Origin of the sequence: Streptomyces sp. NBC_00370 (assembly GCF_036084755.1) — a bacterium.
Taxonomy (GTDB): domain Bacteria; phylum Actinomycetota; class Actinomycetes; order Streptomycetales; family Streptomycetaceae; genus Streptomyces.
Genome location: NZ_CP107968.1, coordinates 3,378,744 through 3,404,678 on the forward strand (window position 1 = coordinate 3,378,744; position 25,935 = coordinate 3,404,678).

Genomic DNA, 25,935 nt, shown 5'->3' on the forward strand with positions numbered 1-25,935 from the left:
AACACCGCAAGCCCGAACACCGCCGCCGCGCCGAACACCGCAGCGCCGAACACCTCGACGGCCACGGCAAGTTCCACCGTCTCCCCCATGCTCCTGCGGCTCGCGGACGAGCGGGCCACCGGCGCGCTGCTGCGCGACCACGGCACGCTCTATCTCGTCGACGGACTCGTCGTCCACGCCGAGAGCCCGTCGGCGCCCGGTATCGACGTCCTGCTGACCGCGGGCGGGCGGCTCGCCCGGTCGGGCTGGGAAGAGGCGGTCGACCAGGCGGGCGCCCGCCGCGAGGTCGGCAGATATCTCGTCGACAGCGGCCGGATCGGCGGCGGCGAGCTGGAGATCTGCCATCTCGGCGCGCTCTTCGACGCGGCGTTCTTCGCGCTCGCGCCGGGCAGCGGACCCACCAGGTTCCGCTACGGCGTCGCGCACTGGATGGGTACGGTACGGCCCGTGGCGGCCGCCGCCGTCGAACGCGAGACGCTGCGCCGCCGCGAACTCCTCGACCAGGTCTGGCCGTACGCGGCCGTCGACACCGCACCCGTCGTGGCGCGCGGCCCCGCCCCCGGGCAGCTGGTCACCCGCAGGCAGCGCGCCCTGCTGGAGCTGGCCGACGGGGTGCGGACCCCGGCGGCCATCGCCTGGACGCTGGGCAGGCCGGCCTTCCACACCCTCCTCGACGTACGCAGGCTGGCGGCGGCCGGTCTGGTCGACACTCCCGACGAACCGGTGACCACCTCACCGGGGACGGTTCCCTCCTGGGTCGCGACGCTCTCCGCCGACCCGGACATCGCCCTGTTACGCCGGCTACGCGACGCCCTGGAGGCAAGCCTGTGACCGCCCGCCCCGATGACACGGCGTGTCCCCCCGACCCGGCGAGCCCCAAGGACCCCGCATGCTCCAAGGACCCGGCATGCCCCGCCGAAACAGCAGCGACGCCGTCATGAGGCGCACCCTGCGGCAGCGTGCCGAGAGGAGACAGCTGATGACCGCGGAAGCCGACGTACTCGGCGAACTGAGACGGCTGAGGGCCCGGCTCCCCCAGCTCACCGGCGCACTCGCGGCGAGCGCCGACGGCCTCGTACTCGCCCAGGAGACGGCCGGCACCGAGGCCGAGAGCGTGGCCGCGCTGACCGCGGCGGCCCTGGGCGTCGCGCAGCGGCTGACCGAGACCACGGGACAGGGCGGCTTCCGCGAGCTGCTCGTCCGTGGCGAGCTGGGTTACGTCGCCACGTACGCGGCGGGCTCGACGGCGGTCCTGACGCTCCTGGCCGAGCCACGCATCAATGTGGGCCGGCTCCATCTGGAGGCCCGCAGGTCGAGCGCCCGCATCGGCGAGCTGGTCGACGGCGCCCTCGACCGATTGGAGAACGCCTGACCCATGACTCCTCCCGCCCCACCGACACCCTCCACGCCCTCCCAACCCCCCGCGTCAGCTCCCACCCGAACAGCCCGGCCGTCCCGGGCATCCACCAGACGGAAAGGCAGTGCGACATTCATGGCGAACACAGAAGCCGCCCTCAAGGAAGCCACCACCACCATCGACGGCGCCCTGGGGGCCGCCCTCGTCGACTACACGAGCGGTATGGCGCTCGGCACGGTCGGCGGCGGCAAGGACCTGGATCTGACGGTGGCGGCAGCGGGCAACACGGACGTGGTGCGCGCCAAGGTCCGCACCATGGAGATGCTCGGCCTCAAGGAGGAGATCGAGGACATCCTGATCACCCTCGGCACCCAGTACCACCTGATCCGGCTGCTCAAGGGCCGCGGGAACAACGGCCTGTTCCTCTATCTGGCGCTGGACAAGAGCCGGGCGAACCTGGCGATGGCCCGGCACCAGCTCGGGAAGATCGAGAACGAGCTGGAAGTCTGAACAGCTCCGACGGCCAGGGCCTCACCAGCCACGGCCTCGGTGGCTACGGCCTCACCGGCCGGCGCGGCGCCGTGCCCCACCGGGCACGGCGTCGCCGGCGCCGACCCCCGTCGTCCGGTACCCCTTGACCTGCTTGCCGACCGGGCGCCCCGACCCCGCCCAGTCGGTACGTACCCACAGCAGCGCGTCGTCGCGGCGCTCCAGCCGGCCCAGCCAGGCCGTCTTGAGCCACAACCCGACACCGGCGCCCGCCAGCATCCCGCCACCGGCCCCGGGTACGGCGAAGGCGCTCGCCAGCGCGGCGACGAACCCGCCGGCCAGCCACCACCGATGGGCCTTGCGCCAGTTCCGCAGGGTCACGGCCCGGTCCTGGAGGTAGTCGAACTTCCCCGCCCGCGAGGCCCGTCCGGCCCAGGCGGTGTACCTGCCGCGTCTGATCAGCAGCACGGCGCCCGCGCACACCACGAACAGCGCGGCGCCCGCGTACACCCCGACCCTGCGGCCGGTCAGACCCGGGACCAGCAGCCCCAGCCCGGCCGCCGCCACCCCCAGCCACCACAGGGGAGCCGCGCCCGCCCGTACGATCACCGCCACCCGCACCAGCGACTGCCCGCCGCGTCCCGCCCGCCCCACGATCTGTCTCCTCCGCCTCGACGTCTCGACGTGGCGGGGAGATTAATAGCGCTCTCTGAACTTTCTCTGAGCATTCTCTGAGAGCGCCATCAGTCGACGGACAGACCGGGCGGCGTCAGTCGACGAACAGTCCGCGCGCCGCCGCCCCCGCGTCGAACTCCTCCAACCGCGCCTGCGCCTGCGGCAGGTCGTCGCACATCGCCTCCAGCAGCACCCGCCCCAGCAGCATCGGCGCGCACGCCGTGTCGAAGGCGAGGCCGGTGCCGACGGCCGCCGGGATCAGCAGATCGCTGTGGCCGGCCACGGGCGCGAACGCCGAGTCGGCGACGGTGATCACCGTCAGCCCCGTCGAGCGCGCGTACGCCAGCGCCTCCACGACCTCCCGCGGATGGCGTGGCAGGGCGAAGCAGAGCAGCGCGCTCGCGCCGGCCCGTCTGGCGGCGTCGATCCGGTCGGTCAGCATCGTGCCGCCCTCGTCCAGCAGCCGTACGTCGGGGTGGACCTTGGCGGCGAAGTACGCGAAGCCGCGCGCCTGTGAGGACGCGGCGCGCAGGCCGAGGACCGGCAGCGCGGCGGAGGCGGCGAGCAGCCGTCCCGCCCGCTCCACCAAAGCAGGGTCGGCGAGCAGTTCGGCGAGCCTGCGCAGATTCTCGATCTCGCCCTGCACGGCCTGCTGGTACTCGTTGTACGTGGCCTCCCGGTCGGCGGCGGGCCCGGCCGGTACGACCTCCCGGAGGTGGCGGCGGAGCGCGGGATAGCCGTCGAAGCCGAGCGCGACGGCGAACCGGGTGACGGAGGGCTGGCTGACCCCGGCGAGGTCGGCCAGTTCGACGCTCGAAAGGAACGGCACCTCGGCGGCCCTGCGCACCATGCTGTGCGCGATGCGCCGCTGGGTGGGGGTGAGCCGGTGGCCCTCGAAGAGCTGTTGCAGTCGGGCGGCCGAGCTGTCGCTCATGCGATCCACCTGGTCTTCTCATCCGTCGTCAGCTGGGGGAACTGGTCGAGCAGCGCCGCGGCGCGGGTGACGTCGTCGGTCAGCGGCCGGTCGGCGAGCGTGTCGTCGAGTACGGCTTCGGCCAGCGCGAAGGCCCTGCCGACCGGCAGCGATTCGGCGGGGCGCAGGCCGCGCATCCGCAGGGCCCTTACGGCGGCGACGAGTTCGCAGCCGACGACGAGCCGGTACGCGTGAGTGGCCCGCAGGGTCTGCCGCGCGGCCAGCGAGGCGAAGCTGGCCTGCTCCTCCACGCCCCGGGACAGTACGGCATGGCCGAGCGAGGCGGGCGCCGAGTAGGCGCGCAGGTCGCCGAGGGCCGCGCCGGCCGCGTACTCCAGGATCATCACGCCGGACCCGGCAGGTTCAGGGTCGGCGAGGAAGGGCCGCAGCCGGGTGAAGGCGGGTTCGTTCAGCGCGGAGAGCCGGGAGGTGGAGAGCCGGGCGATCTGCACCAGTGAGAGTCTGAAGTGGTCGAGCGCGAGGGCGAGTTGGGCGAGGTAGAAGCCGCCGTGGTGGTAGGCGGCCGGGATCGGGTCGCGCTCGGTCCCGGCCATGATCAGCGGGTTCTCGGCCGCCGCGTTGATCTCGACGGCCAGCACGTCCTCCAGCGCGTCGGCCGCGTCGCGCGCCGGGCCGTGGATCTGCGGGACGCAGCGGAAGCCGTACGGGTCCTGGATCCGGCCGAGCGGCGGTCCCGGCCGGTCGGGGGCGCCGAGGATACGGCGCATGTCCGCGGCGACGGCGTACGAACCGGGGTGCGGGCGCGCGGCGTGCACGGGCTCCGCGTACGCCTCGTACGAGCCGTCGACGGCCAGCAGCGAGAGCGCGGCGACGAGTTCGGTGGCGGCGACCAGCTTGCTCAACTCGGCGAGCGCAAGGGCGGACTGACCGAGCGTCAGGGCGTTGCTGCTGATGAGGGCGAGCGCGTCGTTGTTGTCGAGGGGCTGGGCCTGCGGGGCGGGGCCGCCCTGCCAGGGGTGTTCGCCGACGAGCGCGAGGCCCAGTTGGGCGAGGGCGGCGATGTCACCGGTGCCGACGGAGCCGAATTCGTTGACGAGCGGATAGGCGCCGCTCTCCATGGCCTCGCACAGCGCGGTGACGACGGTGGGCCGCAGCCCGGCGCCGCCGGCGAGGAGCTGGTTGGCGCGGACGGCGAGCATCGCGCGGACCTCACGGGCGGGCAGCTGTTCGCCGATGGCCCCGGCGTGGCTGCGCAGCAGTCGCAGTCCGTGGTCGGCCGCCGCTCCGGTGAGTACGGATTCGGTGCGGTTGGCGCCGACGCCGGTGGAGCGTCCGTACACCCGGCCGGACGCCGCGAGCTCACGTGCGGCATGCCAGCTGCGTTCGACACGCTTCATGGCGGCGGAGCCGGGTACGGGTCGGGCTGCGCCCTCTGCGAGGCGTACGACATCGGCGACCGGGAGGCTCTGTCCGTCCAGCACGACCACGGCTGTGGTACCGGCCGATGTGTCCATCAGGTGGGACGACATATAGGTGAATACCTCCTTCTGCGGACAGTGCGTCTTGCCCTTCGGCCGATCGTCATCAGCCTTTTACCTCGGGGCATTGACAATCTATTCAGTCACCCAGAACTCTGCATGACCATATGCAAACCCGGCAAGGGACGAGTGATGATCAAATTCGACGCGGTGAACAAACGGTTCCCGGGCGGCACCACGGCGGTTCACGACCTCACCCTGGACATGCCGGACGGCGAGGTCACGGTGCTGGTCGGCTCCTCCGGCTGCGGCAAGACGACGACCCTGCGCATGATCAACCGAATGGTGGACCCGACGTCCGGCACCATCACGCTCGGCGGCAAGGACGTGCTGCGCCAGGACGCCGCCGAACTGCGGCGCGGCATCGGCTACGTCATCCAGCAGTCGGGGCTCTTCCCGCACCGCACGGTCCTCGACAACATCGCGACCGTGCCGCTGCTGCTGGGCTGGGGCCGCAAGAAGTCCCGCGCCCGCGCCGCCGAGCTGCTGGAGCGGGTCGGTCTCACGGCCGATTCGGGCAAGCGCTACCCGCACCAGCTCTCCGGCGGTCAGCAGCAGCGCGTCGGCGTGGCCAGGGCGCTCGCCGCCGACCCGCCGGTGCTGCTGATGGACGAGCCGTTCGGCGCCGTCGACCCCGTGGTGCGCACCCAGCTCCAGGACGAGCTGCTGCGGCTGCAGAAGGACCTGCACAAGACGATCGTCTTCGTCACCCACGACATCGACGAGGCGGTACGGCTCGGTGACCGGATAGCCGTCTTCCGCACCGGCGGCCACATGGTGCAGTGCGCCGAACCCGCCGAGCTGCTGGCGAGCCCGGCGGACGAGTTCGTCGCCGGCTTCCTCGGCGCCGAACGCGAGCTGAAGCTGCTGTCGCTCGTCACCCTCGACGGCGTACCGCAGCAGCGCGCCACGACCGTACGGGCCGACGAGCCCGCGCCGCTGCCCGGCACCGGACCGCATCTGGTCATATCGGCGGCCGGCGAGCCGCTCGGCTGGCTCGACCCCGGCACCGCGGTACGCGGCGAGCCGGCCGGTGCGGCCCCGCTGGGCCCGGTGCGTCCGCTGCGCGACACGGACACCCTGCTCGCGGCGCTGAACGAGTCGATAGCCGCGCCCGCGGGTCTGGTGGCGCGCGTCGACGCGGCCGGGGTGCTGACGGGCGTCACCTCGCGCGAGACGGTCCACACCCACGCGGGCAGCAGACACCGCGAGGCGGCGAAGGCCGCGGGCGGCGGGAGCGCGGCCGTACCGGTCGCGGAACCGGCCGGGGACGCCGCCGTATGACCATCGAGTGGGCGTGGATATCCGACCACGCGAGCGATCTCACCACCCTCAGCGTCTCCCATCTCGAAGCGGCCCTCAGCGCCGTCTTCTTCGGCCTGGTCATCTCGCTGCCGCTGGCCGTCCTCGCGCACCGGGTACGCCCGCTGCGCGGCTTCCTGCTCGGGCTCTCCAACGTCCTGTTCACGATCCCGTCCATCGCCGTGTTCGTCCTGCTGCTCCCGGTCTCCGGGCTCACCCGCACCACGACCGTCATCGGCCTGACGATCTACACGCTCGTCGTGCTGCTGCGGAACACCGTCGAGGGCCTGGACGCCGTACCGGCCAGGACCCGCGAGGCGGCCGTCGCCATGGGCACCCGCCCGCTGCGGATGCTGCTGACCGTGGAGCTGCCGCTCGCCCTGCCCGTGATCATGGCGGGGGTGCGGATCGCGACCGTCATGTCCATCTCGCTCGTCAGCGTCGCCACGTACATCGGTGACGGCGGCCTCGGCCAGCTCTTCACCGACGGCTTCCAGCGCGACTTCGCCACCCCCGTGATCGCCGGTGTCGTGCTGACCCTGCTGCTCGCCCTGGTCGCCGACGCGCTGCTGGTCGGTGTGCAGTACCTGCTCACCCCCTGGACCAGGCGGCGGCACGCAGCGGACGGGAGGGCCTGACCCGCCATGTACGAACTCTTCAAGAACCTCGCCCACTGGCTGGTCTCCGGCGATCAGTGGTCAGGGGCCGACGGCATCGGCCACCGGCTCGCCGAACACCTCCAGTACTCCCTGCTGGCGACGCTGATCGCCGCCGTCATCGCGCTGCCGGTCGGCCTGCTCATCGGGCACACCGGACGCGGCGCCTTCCTCGCCATCAACCTGTCCTCGTTCGGCCGCGCCCTGCCCACCGTCGGTCTGGTCGTCCTGGTCTTCCTGGCCGGCGGCCTGTCGATGCTGCCGGTGTACGTCGCGCTGGTCGCGCTCGCCGTGCCGTCCATCGTGACCAACACGTACGCGGGCATGACCGCCGTCGACCCGGAGGTACGGGACGCCGCGCGCGGCCAGGGCATGCGCGGCCACCAGGTCCTGCTGCGCGTCGAGATCCCGCTGGCGCTCCCCCTGATCATGACCGGGCTGCGGCTCGCGCTGATCCAGGTGGTGGCGACGGCGACCATCGCCGCGTACGTCAGCTTCGGCGGGCTCGGCCGGTACGTCTTCGACGGCCTGGCCCAGCGCGACCTCGTCCAGGTGCTGGGCGGCGCCGTGCTGGTCGCGGTCGTCGCCGTCGTCCTCGACCTGGCCCTCTCCGGACTCCAGCGCGTCCTCTTCCGTCACCGCACCGCCTCATGAGGAGAACCCCCATGACCTCGTCCATGAACCGCAGGGCGCTGCTCGGCGGGATGCTCGCCGCCGCGTCCGTACCCGCACTCGCCGCGTGCAGCAGCGGCATCACCTCGCTCGACGGCGGAGGGGGCGGCACCGCCGGCGGCGGCTCCAGCTCCGGCGGACTCGTCATCGGAACCGCCAACTTCACCGAGAACCAGATCCTCGGCTATCTCTACGCGGCCGTGCTCGGCGCGGCGGGCGTCAAGACGACCGTCCGCCCCAACCTCGGCACCCGCGAGATCCTGATCCCCGCGCTCAGGGGCGGGGACATCGATCTGCTCCCCGAGTACCAGGGCTCGCTGCTGCTCTACCTCGACAAGAAGTCCACGGCGAGCGAGGCGGGCGAGATGCAGAACGCCCTGACGCTGGCGCTCCCGGCCGGTCTGCAGGTCCTGCCGTACGGGGTCGCCGAGGACGCCGACACCTTTGCCGTGACCCGCGAGACCGCCGCCAAGTACGGGCTGAAGTCGCTCGCCGACCTGGCGAAGCACAACGGGAAGCTGGTGCTGGGCGCCGCGGCCGAGATGAAGACCCGTCAGGTGGGGGTGGTCGGGCTGAAGGACGTGTACGGCGTGGAGCTGAAGGAGTTCAAGTCCCTCGACTCGGACGGGCCGCTGGTCAAGGGCGCGCTGAAGAAGGGCGACATCGACATCGCCAACCTCTTCACCACCGACACCGACATCGCGTCCGAGGGGTGGGTGCCGCTGAGCGACCCCAAGCATCTGATACCCGCGCAGCGCGTCGTCCCGCTGATCGCCGACCGCAAGGCCGACTCGACCGTGCGCAAGGCGCTGGCGCGGCTCGGCAACACGCTGACGACGAAGGACCTCACCGCGCTCAACAGCAAGGTCGACAAGGACAAGAAGGACCCGGACGACGTCGCGAACGAGTGGGCGAAGGCCCACGGCCTGACGAAGAAATAACGGGCGCTGGAGCCTGCCTCAGCGCGAAGAGGGGGGTTAGCACCACTGCACGGAACGCGCTCTCCTTCGTACGGTTACGCCTATGGAAGCCCGCGACCCTGAGCTCAAGAAGGAACTCGACGCCCACCTCCAGGCCCGCAGCGAGCTGGGCGCCGAGTACGAGCCCGCCCTCATCGAGTCGTTCCTGGAGAAGGTCGAGCAGCGGCTGGACGGCGTGGTCGACCAGCGCGTCCGGCGTCAGCTCGCCGAACAGCAGATGGTCGTCGCCCGTGGCCCCCGGCCGCCCGCCTCGTCGGGCGAGGGGTTCGGCGAGCGCTTCGGATTCGGGATCATCTCGCTGATCCTGGCGATCCCGCTCTCCGCCATAGCCGCCGTGAACGCCGATCTGCCCGGTCTGATCGTGGCCTGGGCCGGCATCTGCGGGGTGAACGTGGTGTACGCGCACCGCGGGGTGCCCTGGGCGCGCAGGCGGCACGGCGAGAAGTCCGACTGGGAGGACTGAGCCGCCCAGGCGCCGACGACGGGCAAAAGAAGAACGCGGGGACCGCCGCACCCCCGTTACCGGGGGGCGGGACGACGGCGGTCCCCGCGTAAGCGACACGGTCCGGGCCAGGGCCGGAGGTCGTGTCCTGGCGTCGAGGAGGTCCGGGAGCCGCTCCGTTGTCCTTGACGCCGACAACGACCAATGTGCCTGACGCGTGTTAAGCCCATGCTGCGTGGACGTGTCGCGCTCGTACCACTCTCGCGAACCCGCGAAACCAGCTGTTATTCACAGCTCATTTCACACCTGTGGAGAGGAACGCGAGCAGATCCTGCCTGCTCACGACCCCTGTCGGCTTGCCCTCCACCAGGACGATCGCCGCGTCGGCGCCCTCGGGACCGCTCAGCGCCGACATCAGGTCCGCGACCGGCTCACCCGAGCCGACCTGCGGAAGCGGCTGCGACATGTGCTTGTCCAGCGGGTCGGTGAGCGAGGCGCGCTGGGTGAACAGCGCGTCGAGGAGTTCCTTCTCCACGACCGAGCCGATCACCTCGGCGGCCATCACGTCCGGATGTCCCGCGCCCGGCTTCACGATGGGCATCTGGGACACGCCGTACTCGCGCAGCACCTCGATCGCCTCGCCGACCGTCTCCTCCGGGTGCATGTGGACGAGGTGCGGGATCGTGCCGCCCTCCTTGTGCTTGAGCACGTCCACCACGGCCGCGGCGTCGCCGCCGTGGTCCAGGAAGCCGTAGTCGTTCATCCACTCGTCGTTGAAGATCTTGCTGAGGTAGCCGCGCCCGCTGTCGGGCAGCAGCACCACTACGACGTCGTCGGGGCCGAGCCCCTCCGCCACCTTCAGCGCCGCCACGACGGCCATGCCGCAGGAGCCGCCGACGAGCAGGCCCTCCTCCTTGGCCAGCCGGCGCGTCATCTGGAAGGAGTCCTTGTCGGAGACGGCGATGATCTCGTCCGTGACCGTACGGTCGTACGCGCTCGGCCAGAAGTCCTCACCGACGCCCTCGACCAGGTACGGCCGGCCCGAGCCGCCCGAGTAGACCGAGCCCTCGGGGTCGGCGCCGACGACGCGGACCTGCCCGTCGCTGATCTCCTTGAGATAGCGGCCGGTGCCCGAGATCGTGCCGCCCGTGCCGACGCCTGCGACGAAATGGGTGATTTTCCCTTCCGTCTGGTCCCACAGTTCGGGACCTGTCGTCTCGTAGTGCGAGCGAGGGTTGTTCGGGTTGCTGTACTGGTCCGGCTTCCAGGCGTTCGGCGTCTCGCGGACCAGCCGGTCGGAGACGTTGTAGTACGAGTCCGGGTGGCTGGGGTCGACAGCGGTGGGGCAGACGACGACCTCGGCGCCGTAGGCCCGCATCACATTGATCTTGTCGGTCGACACCTTGTCAGGGCAGACGAAGACGCACTTGTAGCCCTTCTGCTGGGCCACGATGGCCAGCCCGACGCCCGTGTTGCCGCTCGTCGGTTCCACGATGGTGCCCCCGGGGGGCAGCTCACCGCTCTGCTCCGCCGCCTCGATCATGCGCAGCGCGATCCGGTCCTTCACCGAACCGCCGGGGTTGAAGTACTCGACCTTGGCCAGGACTGTCGCCTGAATGCCCGCGGTCACGCTGTTCAGTTTCAACAGCGGGGTATTGCCAACAAGACTGATCATCGAGTTGTGGAATTGCACCGTTTTATCTCCGGGGTCTCCGTGATGGTCCGGCCAGCGTATGCGTAGCGGGACGGGATTGGGTGAGAGTCCTTTCGGGGCAGTTAGCTGGTGTACGTGCGGGCGAGGAGGAGGTGGCTCGGACTGTGTCAAGGGCGAGAGTGGCACGGCGGATCGCTGCGGGCGCGGCTTACGGCGGCGGAAGCATCGGTCTGATCGGGGCGGCGGGCATGGGTGTGCTGCTGGCGGAGGTCCAGCTGGCGAAGCGGTCGGTGGGCGGCGGGGTCGCTCCCGTACCGCCCAGCGCGGACGGCTGGTACGGGGCGCTGTTCGGGTCGATGGAGCCCGTCCGGATGAGCATGCTCGGCGATTCGCTGGCGGCGGGCCAGGGCGTACGGCGCGCCGGACAGACGCCGGGGGCGCTGCTGGCGTCGGGGCTCGCCGCCGTGGCCGAGCGGCCCGTGGACCTGTGGAACGTGGCACTGCCCGGAGCCAGGTCGGACGATCTGGACCGGCAGATCTCGCTGCTGCTCGCCGATCCGGCCCGGATCCCCGATGTCTGCGTGATCATGATCGGCGCCAACGATGTCACGCACCGGATGCCTGCCACCGAGTCCGTCCGCCTGCTGTCGGCCGCGGTACGGAGGCTGCGTACGGCCGGCGCGGAGGTCGTCGTCGGCACCTGCCCCGACCTGGGCACGGTCGAGCCGGTGTACCAGCCGCTGCGCTGGCTGGCCCGGCGGGCGAGCCGGCAGCTGGCGGCGGCGCAGACGATCGTGACGGTCGAGCAGGGCGGCCGTACGGTCTCGCTCGGCGACCTGCTGGGCCCCGAGTTCGAGGCGCATCCGAGGGAGCTGTTCGGCCCGGACAATTTCCACCCCTCGGCCGAGGGGTACGCGACGGCCGCGATGGCCGTGCTGCCCTCGCTCTGCGCGGTGCTCGGCCTGTGGCCGGAGACGGACCAGCTGGACGTCACGCGCGACGAGGACGTGCTGCCGGTCGCCAAGGCGGCGTCCGCCGCGGCCGCCCAGGCGGGTACGGAGGTCACCGGCGTACGGGCGCCGTGGGCGCTGCTGAAGCACCGCAGGCGCCGCCATCTGGCGTCCCCGGCGGACGAGGAGGCGACGGCGACGACGCAGGTACGCCCGGCCTGAGCGGACCGGGGCGGCTTGAGCGGGCCGGACGGGCGGGTGGCCCGGCCGCGCGGGCCGGTCGCGCGGGCCGGTCACGCGGTGCGGTGGCACAGACCGGTGTGGGTACACCGGTGCGGTTGCACAGTGGGTGCACAATCGAGTGAGCAAGCGCTTAGAAAAGAGGCCCGCATCACACGTCCGGTCCGGTGACCCCGGCCCTACGTGCGGGTAACTTCCCACTGAGTCAGCCTTCTCCCCTCTGGAGCCGTGATGCCCGAAGCCGTGATCGTTTCCGCCGCCCGCTCCCCCATCGGCCGCGCTTTCAAGGGCTCGCTCAAGGAGCTGAGGCCGGACGACCTGACCGCCACGATCATCCAGGCCGCACTGGCCAAGGTGCCCGAGCTGGACCCGGCCGACATCGACGACCTGATGCTCGGCTGCGGACTGCCGGGCGGCGAGCAGGGCCACAACCTCGGCCGGATCGTCGCCGTCCAGATGGGGATGGACCATCTGCCCGGCTGCACGATCACCCGCTACTGTTCCTCGTCGCTCCAGACCTCCCGGATGGCGCTGCACGCCATCAAGGCGGGCGAGGGCGACGTCTTCATCTCGGCGGGCGTCGAGATGGTGTCCCGCTCGGTCAAGGGGTCGAGCGACGGGATGCCGGACACCCACAACCCGCTGTTCGCCGACGCCGAGGCGCGCACGGCCGCGGTCGCAGGGAGCGGCGCCGACAGCTGGCACGACCCGCGCGAGGACGGTCTGGTGCCCGACGCGTACATCGCGATGGGCCAGACCGCCGAGAACCTGGCCCGGCTCAAGGGCGTCACCCGCGAGGACATGGACGAGTTCGGCGTACGGTCCCAGAACCTCGCGGAGGAGGCCATCAAGAACGGCTTCTGGCAGCGCGAGATCACGCCTGTGACGACCCCGGACGGCTCGGTGGTGGCGGCGGACGACGGACCGCGCGCGGGGGTCACCCTGGAGGGCGTACAGGGCCTCAAGCCGGTCTTCCGCCCGGACGGCCGGGTCACGGCGGGCAACTGCTGCCCGCTCAACGACGGCGCCGCCGCGCTGGTCATCATGTCCGACACGAAGGCGCGCGAGCTGGGCCTGACCCCGCTGGCCCGGATCGTCTCCACCGGCGTCACCGGCCTGTCGCCCGAGGTCATGGGGTACGGCCCGGTCGAGGCGTCCCGCCAGGCGCTCTCCCGCGCCGGTCTGACCGTGGACGACATCGACCTGGTCGAGATCAACGAGGCGTTCGCCGCGCAGGTGATCCCGTCCTACCGCGACCTGGGCATCCCGCTGGAGAAGCTGAACGTGAACGGCGGCGCCATCGCCGTCGGCCACCCCTTCGGCATGACGGGCGCCCGCATCACCGGCACGCTGATCAACAGCCTCCAGTTCCACGACAAGCAGTTCGGCCTGGAGACGATGTGCGTGGGTGGCGGCCAGGGGATGGCCATGGTGATCGAGCGGCTGAGCTGAGCGGTAGCGAAGGGTAGGGGGTGCCTGAGGGACGAAGGCGCCACCTGCCCGCAGCGGTCGCGAAGCTCAGCGCGACCAAGGAACACGTGCGGCTGAGCTGAGCGGTAGCGAAGGGTAGGGGGTGCCTGAGGGACGAAGGCGCCACCTGCCCGCAGCGGTCGCGAAGCTCAGCGCGACCAAGGATGCGTACGCCTCAGCTGACCACTGATGCACCCAAAGTGACCGTCCGCCCCGTCAACCGCACCGAGCTTCAGCCGTGACTCAATCTCCCCCAGGATGTGACCTGTCCCTGGGGGAGATTCGTCTGTGCAGGTCAAAGCCATGACGGGGGCCCGACAAAGGCACAAAGACCTGTCCGGTTCGTGACGTAATGCACTGACGAGCGGTGCAGGCACACGCGAAGCTGATGTAGGAAGTCGGGGGATCGATCCGAATCGGGAGTAGTCAGTGAGCGCCATGTCTCTAGCCCTGCTGCTGACCACGGCCGCCGCCACGGCCGTGGGCGCTGCCGCCCTGCACGCCGCTCACGGGCTGCGTCGTCAGGTCACAGCGCTGCGCAGCGAACTGGCGGCGAACCCCGGCGGGCTGAGCGCCTCCGTACCGCAGGCCAGAACGGCAGGCACACCGACCGACGACATACGCACCGCCGTGGCGGAAGCCCTGGCGGAGGAGCGCGAGCGTGAGCTCGCCGAGGCGCGGGCCTTCTGGGCCGCGCAGGAGGCGCGCGACGCCGCCGACGCACCGTCGATGCTGGGCGGCCTCTCGGGCGCCCCGATCGAGGAGAACCCCTTCGCCGGACCGTTCTACGTGCCGCGCCAGGCGGACTTCGTCGGCCTTGAGTCGCTGGATCTCGACGCGGCCGAGGCGTACGACGACTTCCCCGAGCTGGGCGGATTCGCCGACCCGGACCTCTCCGAGGTCAGTGAGATCACCGAGATACGCGAGGCGAGCGAGTTCGCCGAGGACTCGCCCGAGCTGGCCGCCGCCCGCCGCCGGCACCCCTCGCACCCGGACTTCGTGCCGGTGCAGACCCCGGTCGTCACCGACCACGAGCGCACCGTCGCCCGGCTCGAAGAGCTGGCGGCGACCCGTACGGCACTCGCCGACGTGCGCCCGGGACCGCTCGGCACGCTCGACGTGTACGTCTTCGCCGACGGCACGACGCTCTGCATGACGCCGGGCCACCGGGAGACCGCCGAGCGGCTCGCCGACGCCCTGCGCGGCGGCGCCGCGCCGTACCTGCTCGGCGGCTCGGGCGTCTCGGGAGCGTACGCACTCACGTTCGCGTGCGGCGCGGACGGATCGGCCGCTGCGGCCGGCGCCGACGACGGCGAGCATGTCTACATCCTGGCCGACCGGGTCATAGCTTCGCTCTGACCACGGTCCGCTCCACCAGCCTCACGGCCTCGTCCAGTTCCTCCACGGACGGGGCCGTTCGCAGTGCTTCGGCCAGATCGCCCGCGGCCACGGTGACCTGGTCGGCGACCGCGAAGACCCCCGCGTCCGGCATGATCAGCGGCTCGGTTCCGGGGGCCTCAAGACGCTGGGCGCGTACGGCGAGTTCCCTCGCCAGCGCGAGCGCCTCGGCCGCCGCGCCACGCTGCAGCCTGCTCTGCGGGGCCGACCGCAGCCGGTCGGCGAATCGGTCGACTGCGGCCGTCAGGGGCGTGGTATCGAGCACGCCGCGACCCTACGCGCCCTTCCGGGACTGTTGCCAACAGGCCGCCGCTCAGGCACGGTGGCGTGCAGGACCACCAGTACGCGCAACGTATCCGGAGGCGCCGATGTCCCTTGTGTTTTCCGAAGAGACCCATCGCAACCTGCTCTCGCGCATCCCGCACTGCACCGGTCGTGAAGTGTCCGACTGGCTCCGCACGGTCGACGAAGGACCGGCCCTTTTCCGCTTCGAGGAGAAGGTGAGCTGGCTGAGGAGCGAACACGACCTCGCCTACGGCCACGCGAAGGCGATCGTCCACGAATACGACCTGCGCCGGGCCGCCCGCCGCTTCGGCTGACCCTGGCCTCAACCCCCGGACCCCCCGGACTCCCGACGAACGAGAAGGGGCCCGTGGACGTGTCGTCCACGGGCCCCTCTCGATACCTCGGGTCCGGCACTACATCAATTGTTGCCCTGGAGCAGCGACAGCAGCCGCAGCGCCTCCAGGTAGATCCACACCAGAGTGACCGTCAGGCCGAAGGCCGCCAGCCACGACTCCTCGCGCGGAGCGCCGTACGCCACGCCGTCCTCGACCTGCTTGAAGTCGAGCGCCAGGAAGCACGCGCCGAGCACGATGCCGATGATGCCGAACAGGATGCCGAGACCGCCGCTGCGGAAGCCGAGACCGTCACCGCCGCCGAAGGCCGCGAAGAGCAGGTTGACCACCATGAGCAGCAGGAAGCCCATGGCCGCCGCCATCACGAAGCCGTAGAACCGGCGCGTGACGCGGATCCAGCGCATCTTGTAGGCGATCAGCACACCGGCGAAGACCGCCAGCGTGCCGAGCACGGCCTGGGCCACCACCCCCGGGGAGATGTACGTGGAGACCGTGTTGCTGATCACTCCGAGGAAGACGCCCTCGAAGGCCGCGTAGGCAAGGATGACCGCCGGAACGGGCTTGCGCTTGAACGACTGGATCATCGCGAAGACGAACGCCACCAGGGCGGCGCCGATGGCGATGCCGTACGACTTGCCGAGGCTTCCGCTGTCGACGGGGATCAGGACCCACGAGAGGACCGCCGTCAGGGCGACCGTGCCGAGCGTCATGGCGGTACGCGCCACCACGTCGTCGATCGTCATGGCACCCGAGCGCGGCGGCGCCTGCGGGTCACCGACCTGGGCGCCCTGCTGCGGGGCGTAAGGGTTCGTGGCGTACGGGTTGGCCCCTACGGCTTGGCCCCCGGCCTGCGGCGCCGCATTGAAGCCCGCATAGCCGTTGTCGCGGCTGAAGCCCCGTCGCGAGAAGACCGGGTTGCTGCTCCTCATCTCACTCCTTCATGGCCACCTTGCGCGGCCTTGGCACAAGAGTAATGCGAGAGCAAAGCGGACGCCCTAGTGCTCGGGGAGGATCTTTCCGAGATCGTGACGTCGCCGTCCCTCGTGTGTCCCTCCTGTTCCCCGCGCATACCGCTTACGACACCTGTGCGACACGGGTCACAGGCGTAGACAGGGACTGACGCGGGCAACCGGAGAGCGGGACTACTGCATCCCTCTGGAGGCACCCTCAGATGACAGTCAAAGGCGTGGACGTCGCGTCGTACCAGACCTCGACCTTCAGCACGGCGGGGCTCGCCTTCGTGTTCGTCAAGGCCACCGAAGGCACGACGTACACGAACCCGAAGATGACAGCGCAAGCCGCGCACGCCCGCAAAGCGGGCTGCGTGGTCGGTTTCTACCACTTCCTGCGGTCCGGCAACGTGAAGGCGCAGGCCGCGTACTTCGTCGAGCAGGCCGCTTCCGTGCAGGGCGATCCGCTGTTCGCCGACTGGGAGGATCCGGACGTCTCGAACTCCGCGAAGGACCAGTTCCTGGCGGAGGTGAAACGGCTGCGCGGCTCGACCCATCGCGTCGGGTTGTACTGCAACCGCGACTACTGGCTGAACCGCGACACGACGAGCCAGGCCGGCGACGCGCTGTGGATCGCCGACTATGTGACGGCGGGCAAGCCGCGCATCCAGGCCAAGTGGCTCTTCCACCAGTACACGGACGAGCCGCTGGACACGAACCGCGGCGCGTTCGCCGACAAGGCGGCGCTGCGCGCCTGGGCGGAGAAGTAACGGCGGGCCACCCGCGGCGTGCTACGCCTGCGTCCTACGCCTGCGGGTGGTCGAGCTCCTGGGCCAGTCGGCGCAGATGCGGGCCGTACTCGGGGTCGGCGAGCGCGGCGGCGAACTGGGCGGTGAGATACGCGAGCGGGTTGCCGGTGTCGTACCAACGGCCCTGGATGACCTGGCCGTACACGGCGCGGCTGCCCGCGTACGCGTTGATGGCGTCGGTCAGGTAGATCTCGCCGGTGCGGTGTTCCTTCCAGCGCTTGGTCTGTTCGCGCAGCTCGTCGATGATGCCGGGCGTGATGACGTAGCCGCCGATGGCGGCGAACGCCGACGGCGCGTCCTGCGGTTTCGGCTTCTCGACGAGGCCGGTGATCCGCAGCAGCCCGTCGTCGAGGTCCTCCTTGACGACGGGCACGCCGTAGCGCTGCGAGTCGGCGGGGTCCATCGGCATCAGGGCGAGCACGGGGCAGTTCGTCGCCTCGTACGCCCGGATGAGCTGCTGTGCGCGGGGTACGTCGGCGACGAACACGTCGTCGGGCCAGAGCACCAGCATCGGCTCGTCGCCGAAGTTACGGGCGGCGTTGAGGACTGGGGTGCCGTTGCCGTACGGGCCGTGCTGGTCGAGGTAGGTGATGTGCCCGAGCCTGGACAGCTCACCGACCTCCTCGACGGCGTCCGCGTAGGCGTCCTTGCCGTCGGCGCGCAGCTGCGTGACGAGGCCGGGGTTGGGCCGGAAGTGGTCCTGGATCAGGCCCTTGCCGCCGGAGACGACGATGGTGATGTCGGTGATGCCGGAGGCCACCAGCTCCCTGACGGTGTGCTCGATGACGGGCTTGTCACCGACCGGAAGCATCTCTTTCGGCGTCGACTTCGTCAGCGGGAGGAGGCGGGAGCCGAGGCCGGCCGCGGGGATGACTGCTCTGCGGATCGTCGGGGCCATGCCACTCTCTCGATTCGGGGGCGCGCACCACACCGGTCGGCGGGACCTGTCTGACGCTACCAATGACCCGCGCGGGTCTTCGAAGCGAGGCACCCGTGTTCGTACGGTGTTCCCCGGGTGTTCCCCGCGGATTCCGGTCACGTACCGCCCGGGGCGGGGACCCGACGAGCCCCCGCCCCGACGAGCCCCGGCCCGCCGGCCGTCAGCCCAGCGGTGTGTCGAAGTTCTTCGCGGGGATGTCCTTGCCGTCCGACGTAGTGGCGGCGAGGCGCTTGTACCGCAGGACGAAGTGGTCCAGCTCCGTACCCGGCGTGAACGCGACCCAGCCGGTCGTGGTCTTCCCCGTCTCGGCGTCGTCGAGTGGCGGATATCCGGCCTTCTTGAGTTCGTCCTCAAGGATCGACGTGCTCGCCTGGTCGATCCCGTTGGGCGTATCCGTCAAATAGAAGGAATCGGCTCCGAACGAGTCGTAGTACTTCGCACTCGCCGTCACTTTCACGTTGACCAGGACAACCTGCTCGTCGGCCAGCGCCGAGTACTTGCTTTTCGCCGCGGCGGACGGCTGATACCCGCTCACATACTTGATGACGGTGGCCTTTTCGCCCATCACGTCATCGGTGAACGACTTGTTCACCGCGACAGGATCACCGGCCGCGGCACCGCCGCCACCAGCGGCCGAAGCGGAAGCCGCCGGGCTCTCGGCCCCGGCGCTGTCGTCACTCGGCGAGGAGACAGGAGCCGAGGAAGTCTGCTCGGCAGCACCCGAATCGTCGTCCTCGGGACCACAGCCGACGAGAAGCATGGACCCCGCCGCCAATGCCACAGCGGCAGGCAGGAATATACGGACACGCATAGCGCAAAACCCCCGAAGTCAATGCGAGCCCACCCTCCCGGTCAGTGAAGGATTCCCCGGACTCGCCCCGTATCACCGGTACTTGGTGACGCCACGGGAATATACAGGAGGGCGAAGTTCAGCCAATGGCGGGGTACCGGCGCGGGAGGACACGGCGAGGTCGGCCGGGGCCGGCCTTCGGGCGTGGCCTGGTGGATAAAGTCCCGTCATGACTGACCTCGTGCAGGTGTCCACGGCCACCGCCCTGGAAGCCCACCTGTTGGAGCATCACCCGTGGGACAGCCCGGAGGTGAGCGCGGTCCCGATCGTGAACGGCTCGGAGAAGTGCCTCAGCTGGGTGGCGACGAACACCGCGCCGGAGTGAGCAGGTCACTTCACCGGAGAGACCGCACCGGCCCGCAGTACCGTTGACCGACAACCTTCTGGCGGGGGTGGCGGTGGGCATCACGAACGAGTCGGGCATGGGCGACCGCATCGCGGAGCTGCGCCGGCGGCGCGGCCTGACGCAGGAAGAGCTGGCCGAGCGGGCGGACCTGTCCGTCGATGTCATTCGCAAGCTGGAGCAGGGCCGGCGGAAGACAGCTCGGCTGACCAGCATCAACGCCCTCGCGGGTGCGCTGGACACCGAGCCGAGTTATCTCGTGGGCCAGCCCGGCACCTTCGAGACCAACGACGGGCCGGACGACGGCCTGCCGTCCGTCCTGGCTCTCCGGGAGGCCGTGTCCCCGGTCGCCGATCTGCTGGGCGGTGACGCCGACCCCGAGGACGTGCCCAGCATCGCGGCGCTGCGGCTGGCCCTGGAGTCGACGGAAAGCATCCGCCGCGAGGGCCGCATGGGCGAGATCGGCGCACTGCTGCCGCAGCTCATCCGGGACGCCCGCGCGGCGGCGCACGCGTACACGGGCGCCGACGCCGCGGTGGCCAACTCGGTTCTGGCCGTTGCCTACCAGGTCGCGGCGACCACCCTCACAGCCCTCGGTAAAGAGGACGCCGCGTTCACCGCGATGGAGCGTTCCCTCGCGGCGATCCGCCACTGCGACGACCCGTCGCTGGAAACCCTCGCCGCTTCGACCCTGTCGTGGGTCTTCACGAAGCAGGGGCGGCTGGCCGACGCCGAGCGGGTCGCGCTCGCCCGTGCCGAGAAGATCGAGCCCGGGTTCCGGTCGTCGCAGACCGATCTGGCGCTGTGGGGTGTCTTGTTGCTGCGTGCCGCGACGGCTGCGGTACGGCAGGAGAAGCACGACGCCGTGACGGACCTGCTGCGTCTCGCGAAGGGCGCGGCGGAGAGCATGGGCGAGGACATCCTCGTCGGCACCACACCGTTCGGGCCGACGAACGCGGGCATCGCCAGGGTCAACTTCCTTGTCGAGATGGAGAAGGCCGAGGAGGCCGTCAGAGCGGCCCGCACCATCCCCGATCTCGGTTCACTGCCGCCCACCTGGCGGGCGCGCTTCCACGTCGACCGGGCTCTCGCCCACAGCGACCTCGGCCAAGACCGCGCGTCCGCCCGCGCGTTGCTACGGGCCGAACAGGACGCACCCGAGTGGATGCGCTACCACTCCACTTCGCGCCGCCTAGTCGAGGAGCTACGGGGGCGCGCGTCCCGCCGGGACACGGTCGTACTGGGACTGGCCGACCGACTCGGCCTCATGCGGTAGGACTTGGCGTCCTACCTGATCCAGGAAGTGGTACCGCCCGCCACTGGGGTGTGACCGGGCGGATTCGTAGCGTGACCGACATGAGACCACGTCAGCCGCACCTCCACCCGAGCGGGACAGCCACCGCCCCATTACCCCCCGGCGAAGACCGCCCCGCCCTGGTGGTGAAGCGCTGGCCGAACAGCCCCCGATCGGTCGGCAAGGCACGGCACTTGCTGCTCCAGCACCTGACCGCCTGGGACCTGACCCACCTCGCCGACTCCGCCGAGCTGGTTCTCTCCGAGCTGCTGACCAACAGCGTGCGGCACGCTCGCGTCCCCGGCGGGCGTCTGATCGAGACGCGCTACGAGCATCTGACCGACGCCGTACGCATCGAGGTCCACGACGCCAACGAGACCAAACCCGAACGCCGCGAACCGTCCGCCGACGACGACTCCGGACGCGGCCTGACGCTCGTGGACGCCCTCACCGCCGGCCGCTGGGGAGTGAGCGCCCGCGCGGGCGTCGGCAAGCTCGTGTGGGCGGTCTGCGCAGACGGCAGCCGGCCAGGACACGACCGGCCGACCAGGAGCCCCCGCTCATAGACCAAGCCCCGGCCGCCCCCTCAGCGCCGCCGCGCCCGGATCCGGCCGTCGCGCAGCCAGTCGCCGAGCACCGCGAAGTCGGTGGCGAGGAGACCGGTCAGGGAATCCACTCGGTGGAGAAGTGCCGGTCCCGGGTGGTGTCTCGTCACCCAGGCCCGGTCCAGATCGCTGATCTCGTCGTCGACCCAGATGAACGGGCGCCCGGCGGCGAGGTGGACGAGTGCCCGGGTCTTCCAGTGCGGCAGGTCCGGGGCGTCCTCTTCCGGCGCGGCCGGTAGCTCGGCCACGGGCAGTTCGGGCAGCCCGAGCAGCGGCGCGATCACCTCGTTGGCGTCACCCATCCACGCGGTGGCCCACACCAGCGCACAGGGCAACGCCAGCAGTCGTGGCCCGTGTGCAAGGTCGATCTTGGCCAGTTGGGGGTTCGACACGTGCTGCCACGCGTCCCACTCGTCGAGCGCCGCCGGAAGCCGGGCGCCGCCGTAGGGCAGGAGCGTGCCGTCCACGTCCAGGAAGAGCAGCGGCAGCTCCGCGCGATCGGTCATGGCCGCACGCTATCCACACTCGGACGGGCGGGCGGGGCGGGTGTCGGGCTTGAATGGCGACATCCGGTGGGGGCATTCGTCGCTTCGACTTCTGTCGGCGGGCAATTGAGCGCCGCGGCGATGATCTTTCCCCGGTGGTTCTTCCGTGCCCGCGAAAGCGGCTGCGGTGTGACGTCAACCGCGTGGGGCCCCGGCGGGGCCGCGGGCGCCCACCGTGCGGGGTGTTGTGTGGCGTCCTTGCAGCTCAGGGTCTTGGCCAGCGAGGTGCCCGGAGCCGGACTTGAACCGGCACGCCCGCGAGGGGCAACGAGGTTTAAGCTCGTCGTGTCTGCATTCCACCACCCGGGCGTGGCGCGTGTCCGCGTTGGCACACGAGCCTATCGGGATGCCGCGGCCGAACTGCGGGGCGGTAACCCGATCTTGTCTTATTTTATTGACGTCTGAGGGTGTGTCAGCCCCTGGAACTAGCCATCGGCACATGCCACAGGCGGCAGATGATCCCGTACCGGGCGGTACGGGAATGACGAAAAGTCGCCGTGCGGTTACGCAAAGCGCATCACTCCTTGTCGTTGCCCGGCTGTTGACGCGCGTCGTTGTCGTGATTTGCGGGGGCGCGCCGGACGACGGTGGAACGGGGTGCGGAAGGGGGGCGCCCGGGGGGTGCCGAAGGCGTGACCTCTGAGCGGGAGCGCGCTCGAACTTGCGTGCAGTCTTGGCCAGAACCGACCCGTCAAGGCGTCGGCCGGCCCGTGTCATACCGGAGGAGGAGGCCGGCGGCTCCGGCATCAGACGAAAGATGGCCACCGGAACGGGCATCGTGGGTGACGATCCGCGAGCCGGGCGACGCGACGATGAGATGGCCAGCGCAGCCCCCACCTCAGGAGCGTTTCCCGTGACCACCATGCCGCTCGCCCACCGCACCGTCGCCGTCGCCGCGCGTGCCACCGACCTCTCGAAGGTCTACGGCACCGGCGAGACCCAGGTGGTGGCGCTCGACCGGGTCAGTGTGGACTTCCGCCAGGGGGAGTTCACCGCGATCATGGGCCCCTCAGGATCGGGCAAGTCGACGCTGATGCACTGCGTCGCCGGCCTGGACAGCTTCAGCAGCGGATCCGTACAGCTCGGCGACACCGAGCTGGGGTCCCTCAAGGACAAGCAGCTCACGCAGTTGCGCCGGGACAAGATCGGCTTCATCTTCCAGGCGTTCAACCTGCTGCCGACGCTGACCGCCCTGGAGAACATCACCCTCCCCATGGACATCGCTGGCCGCAAGCCCGACCGGCAGTGGCTGGATCAGGTCATCGCCATGATCGGTCTCTCCGACCGGCTGAGCCACCGGCCCACCCAGCTCTCCGGCGGTCAGCAGCAGCGGGTCGCCGTCGCCCGCGCGCTGGCGTCCCAGCCGGAGATCATCTTCGGTGACGAGCCGACCGGGAACCTGGACTCGCGCTCCGGCGCCGAAGTCCTCGGCTTCCTCCGCAACTCCGTGCGTGAGCTGGGCCAGACCGTGGTCATGGTGACGCACGACGCGAGCGCCGCCGCCTACGCGGACCGGGTGATCTTCCTCGCCGACGGCCGGGTCGTCGACGACATGCTCGCCCCCGGCGCCGACGGGGTGCTGGACCGGATGAAGGCGTTCGACGCCAAGGGCCGTACGAGCTGACGTTCCGTCACCGTCCCCTCGCCCTCTTCTACTTGACCTCGGGAACCCCTCATGCTCCGTACCGCCCTGCGCACCGTGCTCGCGCACAAGGCCAGGCTGCTGATGACGGTGCTCGCCGTGATGCTCGGCGTGGCCTTCGTCTCCGGCACCCTCGTCTTCACCGACACCCTCGGCCGCGCCTTCCAGAACCAGACGTCGAAGAGCTACAAGGACGTCTCCGTCGCCGTCTCCTCGACCGACGACACGGGCATCGACACCCGGACCGTCGAGAAGATCGAGGCGGCAGGCGGTGTCACCACCGTCACAGGCCGGGTCGACGGCTTCGCCGGGGTCGCCGACAAGGACGGCAAGCTCATCGGCAACGGCTGGTCCAACACCGGGGCCAACTTCGCACCCGACAAGAACGGCAAGGACCCGTCGTACGACTTCACCGACGGCGGCGGCCCCGCCAAGGGCGGCCAGATCGCTCTCGACAAGGCGACCGCCGACAAGGGCGAGTACCACGTCGGTGACCGGGTGCGGGTCGCGACCAACGGCCCGGTGAAGGAGTACGCCCTCTCCGGGATCTTCGACACCGAGGACGGCGCGGTCAGCGCAGGCGGCAGCCTCGTCCTCTTCGACACGGACACCGCGCAGCGGCTCTACCTGACGCCGGGCCACTTCAAGGACCTGACGGTCGTCGCGGCGCCCGGCGCCTCCGACACGCGGGTCCTGTCCGAGGTCAAAGCGGTCCTGCCGGACGGTGCCGACGCCCAGACCGGCACCCAGCTCGCCGACGACCAGGCGGCCGACATCAAGAGCGGCCTCTCCGGGCTCAACACGATGCTGCTGGCCTTCGCCGGTATCGCCCTGTTCGTTGGCATCTTCCTGATCTCCAACACCTTCACCATGCTGGTCGCCCAGCGCACCAAGGAACTGGCGCTGCTGCGCGCCGTCGGCGCCTCCCGCAAGCAGGTCAAGCGCTCGGTGCTCGCCGAGGCCGGCGTGGTCGGCGTGGTCGCCTCGGTCATCGGCTTCGGCCTCGGCGTCGCGATGGCGGTCGGGCTGCGCGGCGCGATGGGTGCCACCGGTGCGAAGGTGCCGGCCGGTCCGCTGGTGGTCTCGCCGTACTCGGTCCTGGCCGCCTTCGGGGTAGGGGTGCTGATCACCCTCCTCGCCGCCTGGCTGCCGGCCAGGCGTGCGGCGAAGATCCCGCCGGTCGCCGCCATGAGCAGCGTGCACGGTGTCGCCACCACCAAGTCCCTCGTCGTGCGCAACTCCTTCGGCGCGGTGCTGACGCTGCTCGGCGGTGCCGCGGTGATGGCCGGGGCCGCCGCCGGAAGTGACGGCAGGGCCCTGATCGGGCTCGGCGCCTTCCTGACGCTGATCGGGATCATCGTGCTGATCCCGCTGCTCTCGCGCCCCTTCATCGCGCTCGTACGGCCGTTCCTGCGGCGGGTCTCCGGAGTCTCGGGGAAGCTGGCGAGCCAGAACGCCGTCCGTAACCCCCGGCGTACCGGAGCGACCGCTTCCGCGCTGGCCATCGGGCTCACCCTGGTCACCGGGCTCACCGTGCTCGGGGTGACCCTGGGCCAGGCCGTGGACAAGATGACCACCGACAACATCAGCGCCGACTACATGGTGACGATGGCGAGCGGCGACGCGCTGGACAGCTCGGCGGTGACCGCGCTGCGCAAGGCGCCGGGCATCGAGGCCGTGTCGCCGCAGCAGGCCGCCGACGTGTCGGTCAAGGGCAAGGACCACTCGGTCTCCGGGGTCACCCCCGGTGACATCACCAAGGTCTTCAACCTGACCTCAGTCAACGGCTCGCTGGACACGCTCGGCGACGGACAGATCGCGGTGGCCACGAAGACCGCGAAGTCCAACGGCTGGAAGGTCGGCGACATCGTGCCGGTGCGGTACGACGACGGCGCTTCGGCCAGGCTGAAGGTCGGCGCGACATTCAAGAACAACGAGTTCCTCTCGCCGCTGCTGATGTCGGGCGAACTGCTCGCCCCGCACGAGAAGACCCCGGACATCCGCGAGGTCTGGATCAAGAGCGAGGGCGGCGCGAGCGCGGCGCACGAACAGGCGCTGGTGGACGCGCTCGGCGACAACCCGGCGATCAGCGTCATGGACCGGCAGGACATCAGGAACAGCTTCGGGGGTCTGATCAACACGGCCCTGAACATCATGTACGGGCTGCTGGCGATGGCCCTGCTCATCGCGGTGCTCGGCGTGATCAACACCCTGGCGATGTCGGTCTTCGAGCGGCAGCAGGAGATCGGGATGCTGCGCGCCATCGGCCTGGACCGGCGCAGGACGAAGCGGATGATCCGTCTCGAAGCCGTGGTGATCTCGGTGTTCGGCGCGGTGGTCGGTGTGGCGCTCGGGACCTTCCTGGCCTGGGCGATCGGCCAGACGATCAAGAGTTCGGTGCCGGGCTACGCGCTGGTCCTGCCCTGGGACCGGATCGGGATCTTCCTGGTGCTGGCCGCGCTGGTGGGGGTGCTGGCCGCGATGTGGCCGGCCCGCAGCGCCGCCCGGCTGAACATACTGACGGCGATCAAGGCCGAGTGACATCACAGGATCAGCCGAGTG

The 25,935-nt window shown here is 70.5% G+C and carries 27 protein-coding genes and 1 tRNA gene; 18 read left to right on the forward strand and 10 right to left on the reverse strand.

Annotation, left to right across the window (positions count from 1 at the left end):
* Positions 1-87 precede the first annotated feature (87 nt).
* The 3 genes from OHS57_RS14940 to OHS57_RS14950 all read left to right on the forward strand — a co-directional run bounded on the left by OHS57_RS14940 (position 88) and on the right by OHS57_RS14950 (position 1,867).
* A complete protein-coding gene (locus OHS57_RS14940) occupies positions 88-831 on the forward strand; it encodes a transcriptional regulator (RefSeq protein WP_328585066.1) in 744 nt (247 codons plus the stop codon).
* Positions 832-937: 106 nt separating this feature from the next.
* Positions 938-1,372 carry a roadblock/LC7 domain-containing protein gene (locus OHS57_RS14945; RefSeq protein ID WP_078863934.1) on the forward strand — a complete coding sequence of 145 codons (435 nt, stop codon included), beginning with the start codon at positions 938-940 and terminating at the stop codon, positions 1,370-1,372.
* Positions 1,373-1,492: 120 nt separating this feature from the next.
* Positions 1,493-1,867, forward strand: coding sequence for a hypothetical protein (locus tag OHS57_RS14950; protein WP_041988980.1), 375 nt, complete (start codon positions 1,493-1,495; stop codon positions 1,865-1,867).
* A gap of 51 nt (positions 1,868-1,918) precedes the next feature.
* On the opposite strand, the gene OHS57_RS14955 is transcribed toward OHS57_RS14950, so the two are convergent.
* The 3 genes from OHS57_RS14955 to OHS57_RS14965 form a co-directional block, all read right to left on the reverse strand.
* Positions 1,919-2,500, reverse strand: coding sequence for a hypothetical protein (locus OHS57_RS14955; RefSeq protein WP_328582256.1), 582 nt, complete (start codon positions 2,498-2,500; stop codon positions 1,919-1,921).
* Between the two features lie 115 nt (positions 2,501-2,615).
* The gene (locus OHS57_RS14960; protein ID WP_041988977.1) at positions 2,616-3,455 is read right to left on the reverse strand and encodes a MurR/RpiR family transcriptional regulator; all 840 of its coding nucleotides are present in this window, start codon (positions 3,453-3,455) and stop codon (positions 2,616-2,618) included.
* Positions 3,452-4,984, reverse strand: a complete 1,533-nt coding sequence (locus OHS57_RS14965) for an aromatic amino acid ammonia-lyase (protein ID WP_328582257.1) — start codon at positions 4,982-4,984, stop codon at positions 3,452-3,454. The genes OHS57_RS14960 and OHS57_RS14965 overlap by 4 nt, the downstream gene beginning before the upstream one ends.
* A 141-nt stretch (positions 4,985-5,125) precedes the next feature.
* Between OHS57_RS14965 and OHS57_RS14970 the strand changes: the two genes are divergently transcribed.
* The 5 genes from OHS57_RS14970 to OHS57_RS14990 all read left to right on the forward strand — a co-directional run bounded on the left by OHS57_RS14970 (position 5,126) and on the right by OHS57_RS14990 (position 9,066).
* Positions 5,126-6,277 (forward strand): ABC transporter ATP-binding protein, encoded by a 1,152-nt coding sequence (locus OHS57_RS14970; RefSeq protein WP_328582258.1) that lies wholly within the window; start codon positions 5,126-5,128, stop codon positions 6,275-6,277.
* Positions 6,274-6,933 (forward strand): ABC transporter permease, encoded by a 660-nt coding sequence (locus OHS57_RS14975; protein WP_041988971.1) that lies wholly within the window; start codon positions 6,274-6,276, stop codon positions 6,931-6,933. Before OHS57_RS14970 ends, OHS57_RS14975 begins: the two co-directional genes overlap by 4 nt.
* Positions 6,934-6,939: 6 nt before the next feature.
* Positions 6,940-7,605, forward strand: a complete 666-nt coding sequence (locus OHS57_RS14980) for an ABC transporter permease (protein WP_041988969.1) — start codon at positions 6,940-6,942, stop codon at positions 7,603-7,605.
* A gap of 23 nt (positions 7,606-7,628) precedes the next feature.
* A complete protein-coding gene (locus tag OHS57_RS14985) occupies positions 7,629-8,564 on the forward strand; it encodes an ABC transporter substrate-binding protein (RefSeq protein WP_328585067.1) in 936 nt (311 codons plus the stop codon).
* 82 nt (positions 8,565-8,646) lie between these two features.
* On the forward strand, positions 8,647-9,066 hold the full coding sequence (locus tag OHS57_RS14990) for a hypothetical protein (protein ID WP_041988967.1): 420 nt from the start codon (positions 8,647-8,649) through the stop codon (positions 9,064-9,066).
* Positions 9,067-9,340: 274 nt separating this feature from the next.
* Here the strand turns inward: OHS57_RS14990 and OHS57_RS14995 are convergent, their stop codons facing one another.
* Positions 9,341-10,738 (reverse strand): cystathionine beta-synthase, encoded by a 1,398-nt coding sequence (locus OHS57_RS14995; protein WP_328582259.1) that lies wholly within the window; start codon positions 10,736-10,738, stop codon positions 9,341-9,343.
* A 140-nt stretch (positions 10,739-10,878) separates the two neighbouring features.
* Between OHS57_RS14995 and OHS57_RS15000 the strand changes: the two genes are divergently transcribed.
* The 3 genes from OHS57_RS15000 (at position 10,879) to OHS57_RS15010 (ending at position 14,718) form a co-directional block, all read left to right on the forward strand.
* Entirely contained in the window at positions 10,879-11,871 is a 993-nt protein-coding gene (locus OHS57_RS15000) for an SGNH/GDSL hydrolase family protein (protein ID WP_328585068.1), read from the forward strand.
* Between the two features lie 249 nt (positions 11,872-12,120).
* Entirely contained in the window at positions 12,121-13,341 is a 1,221-nt protein-coding gene (locus OHS57_RS15005) for an acetyl-CoA C-acetyltransferase (protein ID WP_328582260.1), read from the forward strand.
* A gap of 456 nt (positions 13,342-13,797) precedes the next feature.
* Positions 13,798-14,718, forward strand: coding sequence for a hypothetical protein (locus tag OHS57_RS15010; RefSeq protein ID WP_328585069.1), 921 nt, complete (start codon positions 13,798-13,800; stop codon positions 14,716-14,718).
* On the opposite strand, the gene OHS57_RS15015 is transcribed toward OHS57_RS15010, so the two are convergent.
* Complete coding sequence (locus OHS57_RS15015) at positions 14,702-15,022, reverse strand: hypothetical protein (protein WP_041988957.1); 321 nt, start codon at positions 15,020-15,022, stop codon at positions 14,702-14,704. The genes OHS57_RS15010 and OHS57_RS15015 overlap by 17 nt on opposite strands.
* Positions 15,023-15,125: 103 nt before the next feature.
* On the opposite strand from OHS57_RS15015, the gene OHS57_RS15020 reads away from it, so the two are divergent.
* Positions 15,126-15,356: a DUF4287 domain-containing protein gene (locus tag OHS57_RS15020; protein ID WP_041988955.1), complete on the forward strand. Its 231-nt coding sequence runs from the start codon at positions 15,126-15,128 to the stop codon at positions 15,354-15,356.
* Between the two features lie 104 nt (positions 15,357-15,460).
* Here OHS57_RS15020 and OHS57_RS15025 read toward each other — a convergent pair whose 3' ends face one another.
* Entirely contained in the window at positions 15,461-16,324 is an 864-nt protein-coding gene (locus OHS57_RS15025; protein WP_328582261.1) for a Bax inhibitor-1/YccA family protein, read from the reverse strand.
* Positions 16,325-16,566: 242 nt separating this feature from the next.
* On the opposite strand from OHS57_RS15025, the gene OHS57_RS15030 reads away from it, so the two are divergent.
* Positions 16,567-17,115 carry a glycoside hydrolase family 25 protein gene (locus OHS57_RS15030; RefSeq protein WP_041988952.1) on the forward strand — a complete coding sequence of 183 codons (549 nt, stop codon included), beginning with the start codon at positions 16,567-16,569 and terminating at the stop codon, positions 17,113-17,115.
* A gap of 34 nt (positions 17,116-17,149) precedes the next feature.
* Here the strand turns inward: OHS57_RS15030 and OHS57_RS15035 are convergent, their stop codons facing one another.
* Positions 17,150-18,052: a UTP--glucose-1-phosphate uridylyltransferase gene (locus OHS57_RS15035; protein WP_328582262.1), complete on the reverse strand. Its 903-nt coding sequence runs from the start codon at positions 18,050-18,052 to the stop codon at positions 17,150-17,152.
* A 202-nt stretch (positions 18,053-18,254) separates the two neighbouring features.
* The gene (locus OHS57_RS15040) at positions 18,255-18,905 is read right to left on the reverse strand and encodes a hypothetical protein (RefSeq protein WP_328582263.1); all 651 of its coding nucleotides are present in this window, start codon (positions 18,903-18,905) and stop codon (positions 18,255-18,257) included.
* Between the two features lie 208 nt (positions 18,906-19,113).
* Between OHS57_RS15040 and cutA the strand changes: the two genes are divergently transcribed.
* The 3 genes from cutA to OHS57_RS15055 all read left to right on the forward strand — a co-directional run bounded on the left by cutA (position 19,114) and on the right by OHS57_RS15055 (position 21,147).
* On the forward strand, positions 19,114-19,269 hold the full coding sequence (gene cutA / locus OHS57_RS15045) for a divalent cation tolerance protein CutA (protein ID WP_328582264.1): 156 nt from the start codon (positions 19,114-19,116) through the stop codon (positions 19,267-19,269).
* Positions 19,270-19,312: 43 nt separating this feature from the next.
* A complete protein-coding gene (locus OHS57_RS15050) occupies positions 19,313-20,563 on the forward strand; it encodes a helix-turn-helix domain-containing protein (RefSeq protein WP_328582265.1) in 1,251 nt (416 codons plus the stop codon).
* A 164-nt stretch (positions 20,564-20,727) separates the two neighbouring features.
* Positions 20,728-21,147, forward strand: a complete 420-nt coding sequence (locus OHS57_RS15055) for an ATP-binding protein (RefSeq protein WP_328585070.1) — start codon at positions 20,728-20,730, stop codon at positions 21,145-21,147.
* Positions 21,148-21,167: 20 nt separating this feature from the next.
* Here the strand turns inward: OHS57_RS15055 and OHS57_RS15060 are convergent, their stop codons facing one another.
* Positions 21,168-21,692: a hypothetical protein gene (locus OHS57_RS15060; protein WP_328582266.1), complete on the reverse strand. Its 525-nt coding sequence runs from the start codon at positions 21,690-21,692 to the stop codon at positions 21,168-21,170.
* 265 nt (positions 21,693-21,957) lie between these two features.
* Positions 21,958-22,040: transfer RNA gene (locus OHS57_RS15065), tRNA-Leu, on the reverse strand.
* Positions 22,041-22,584: 544 nt separating this feature from the next.
* On the opposite strand from OHS57_RS15065, the gene OHS57_RS15070 reads away from it, so the two are divergent.
* Positions 22,585-23,355 (forward strand): ABC transporter ATP-binding protein, encoded by a 771-nt coding sequence (locus tag OHS57_RS15070; RefSeq protein ID WP_041988945.1) that lies wholly within the window; start codon positions 22,585-22,587, stop codon positions 23,353-23,355.
* Between the two features lie 51 nt (positions 23,356-23,406).
* Positions 23,407-25,914 carry an ABC transporter permease gene (locus OHS57_RS15075; RefSeq protein ID WP_328582267.1) on the forward strand — a complete coding sequence of 836 codons (2,508 nt, stop codon included), beginning with the start codon at positions 23,407-23,409 and terminating at the stop codon, positions 25,912-25,914.
* Positions 25,915-25,935: the final 21 nt, after the last annotated feature.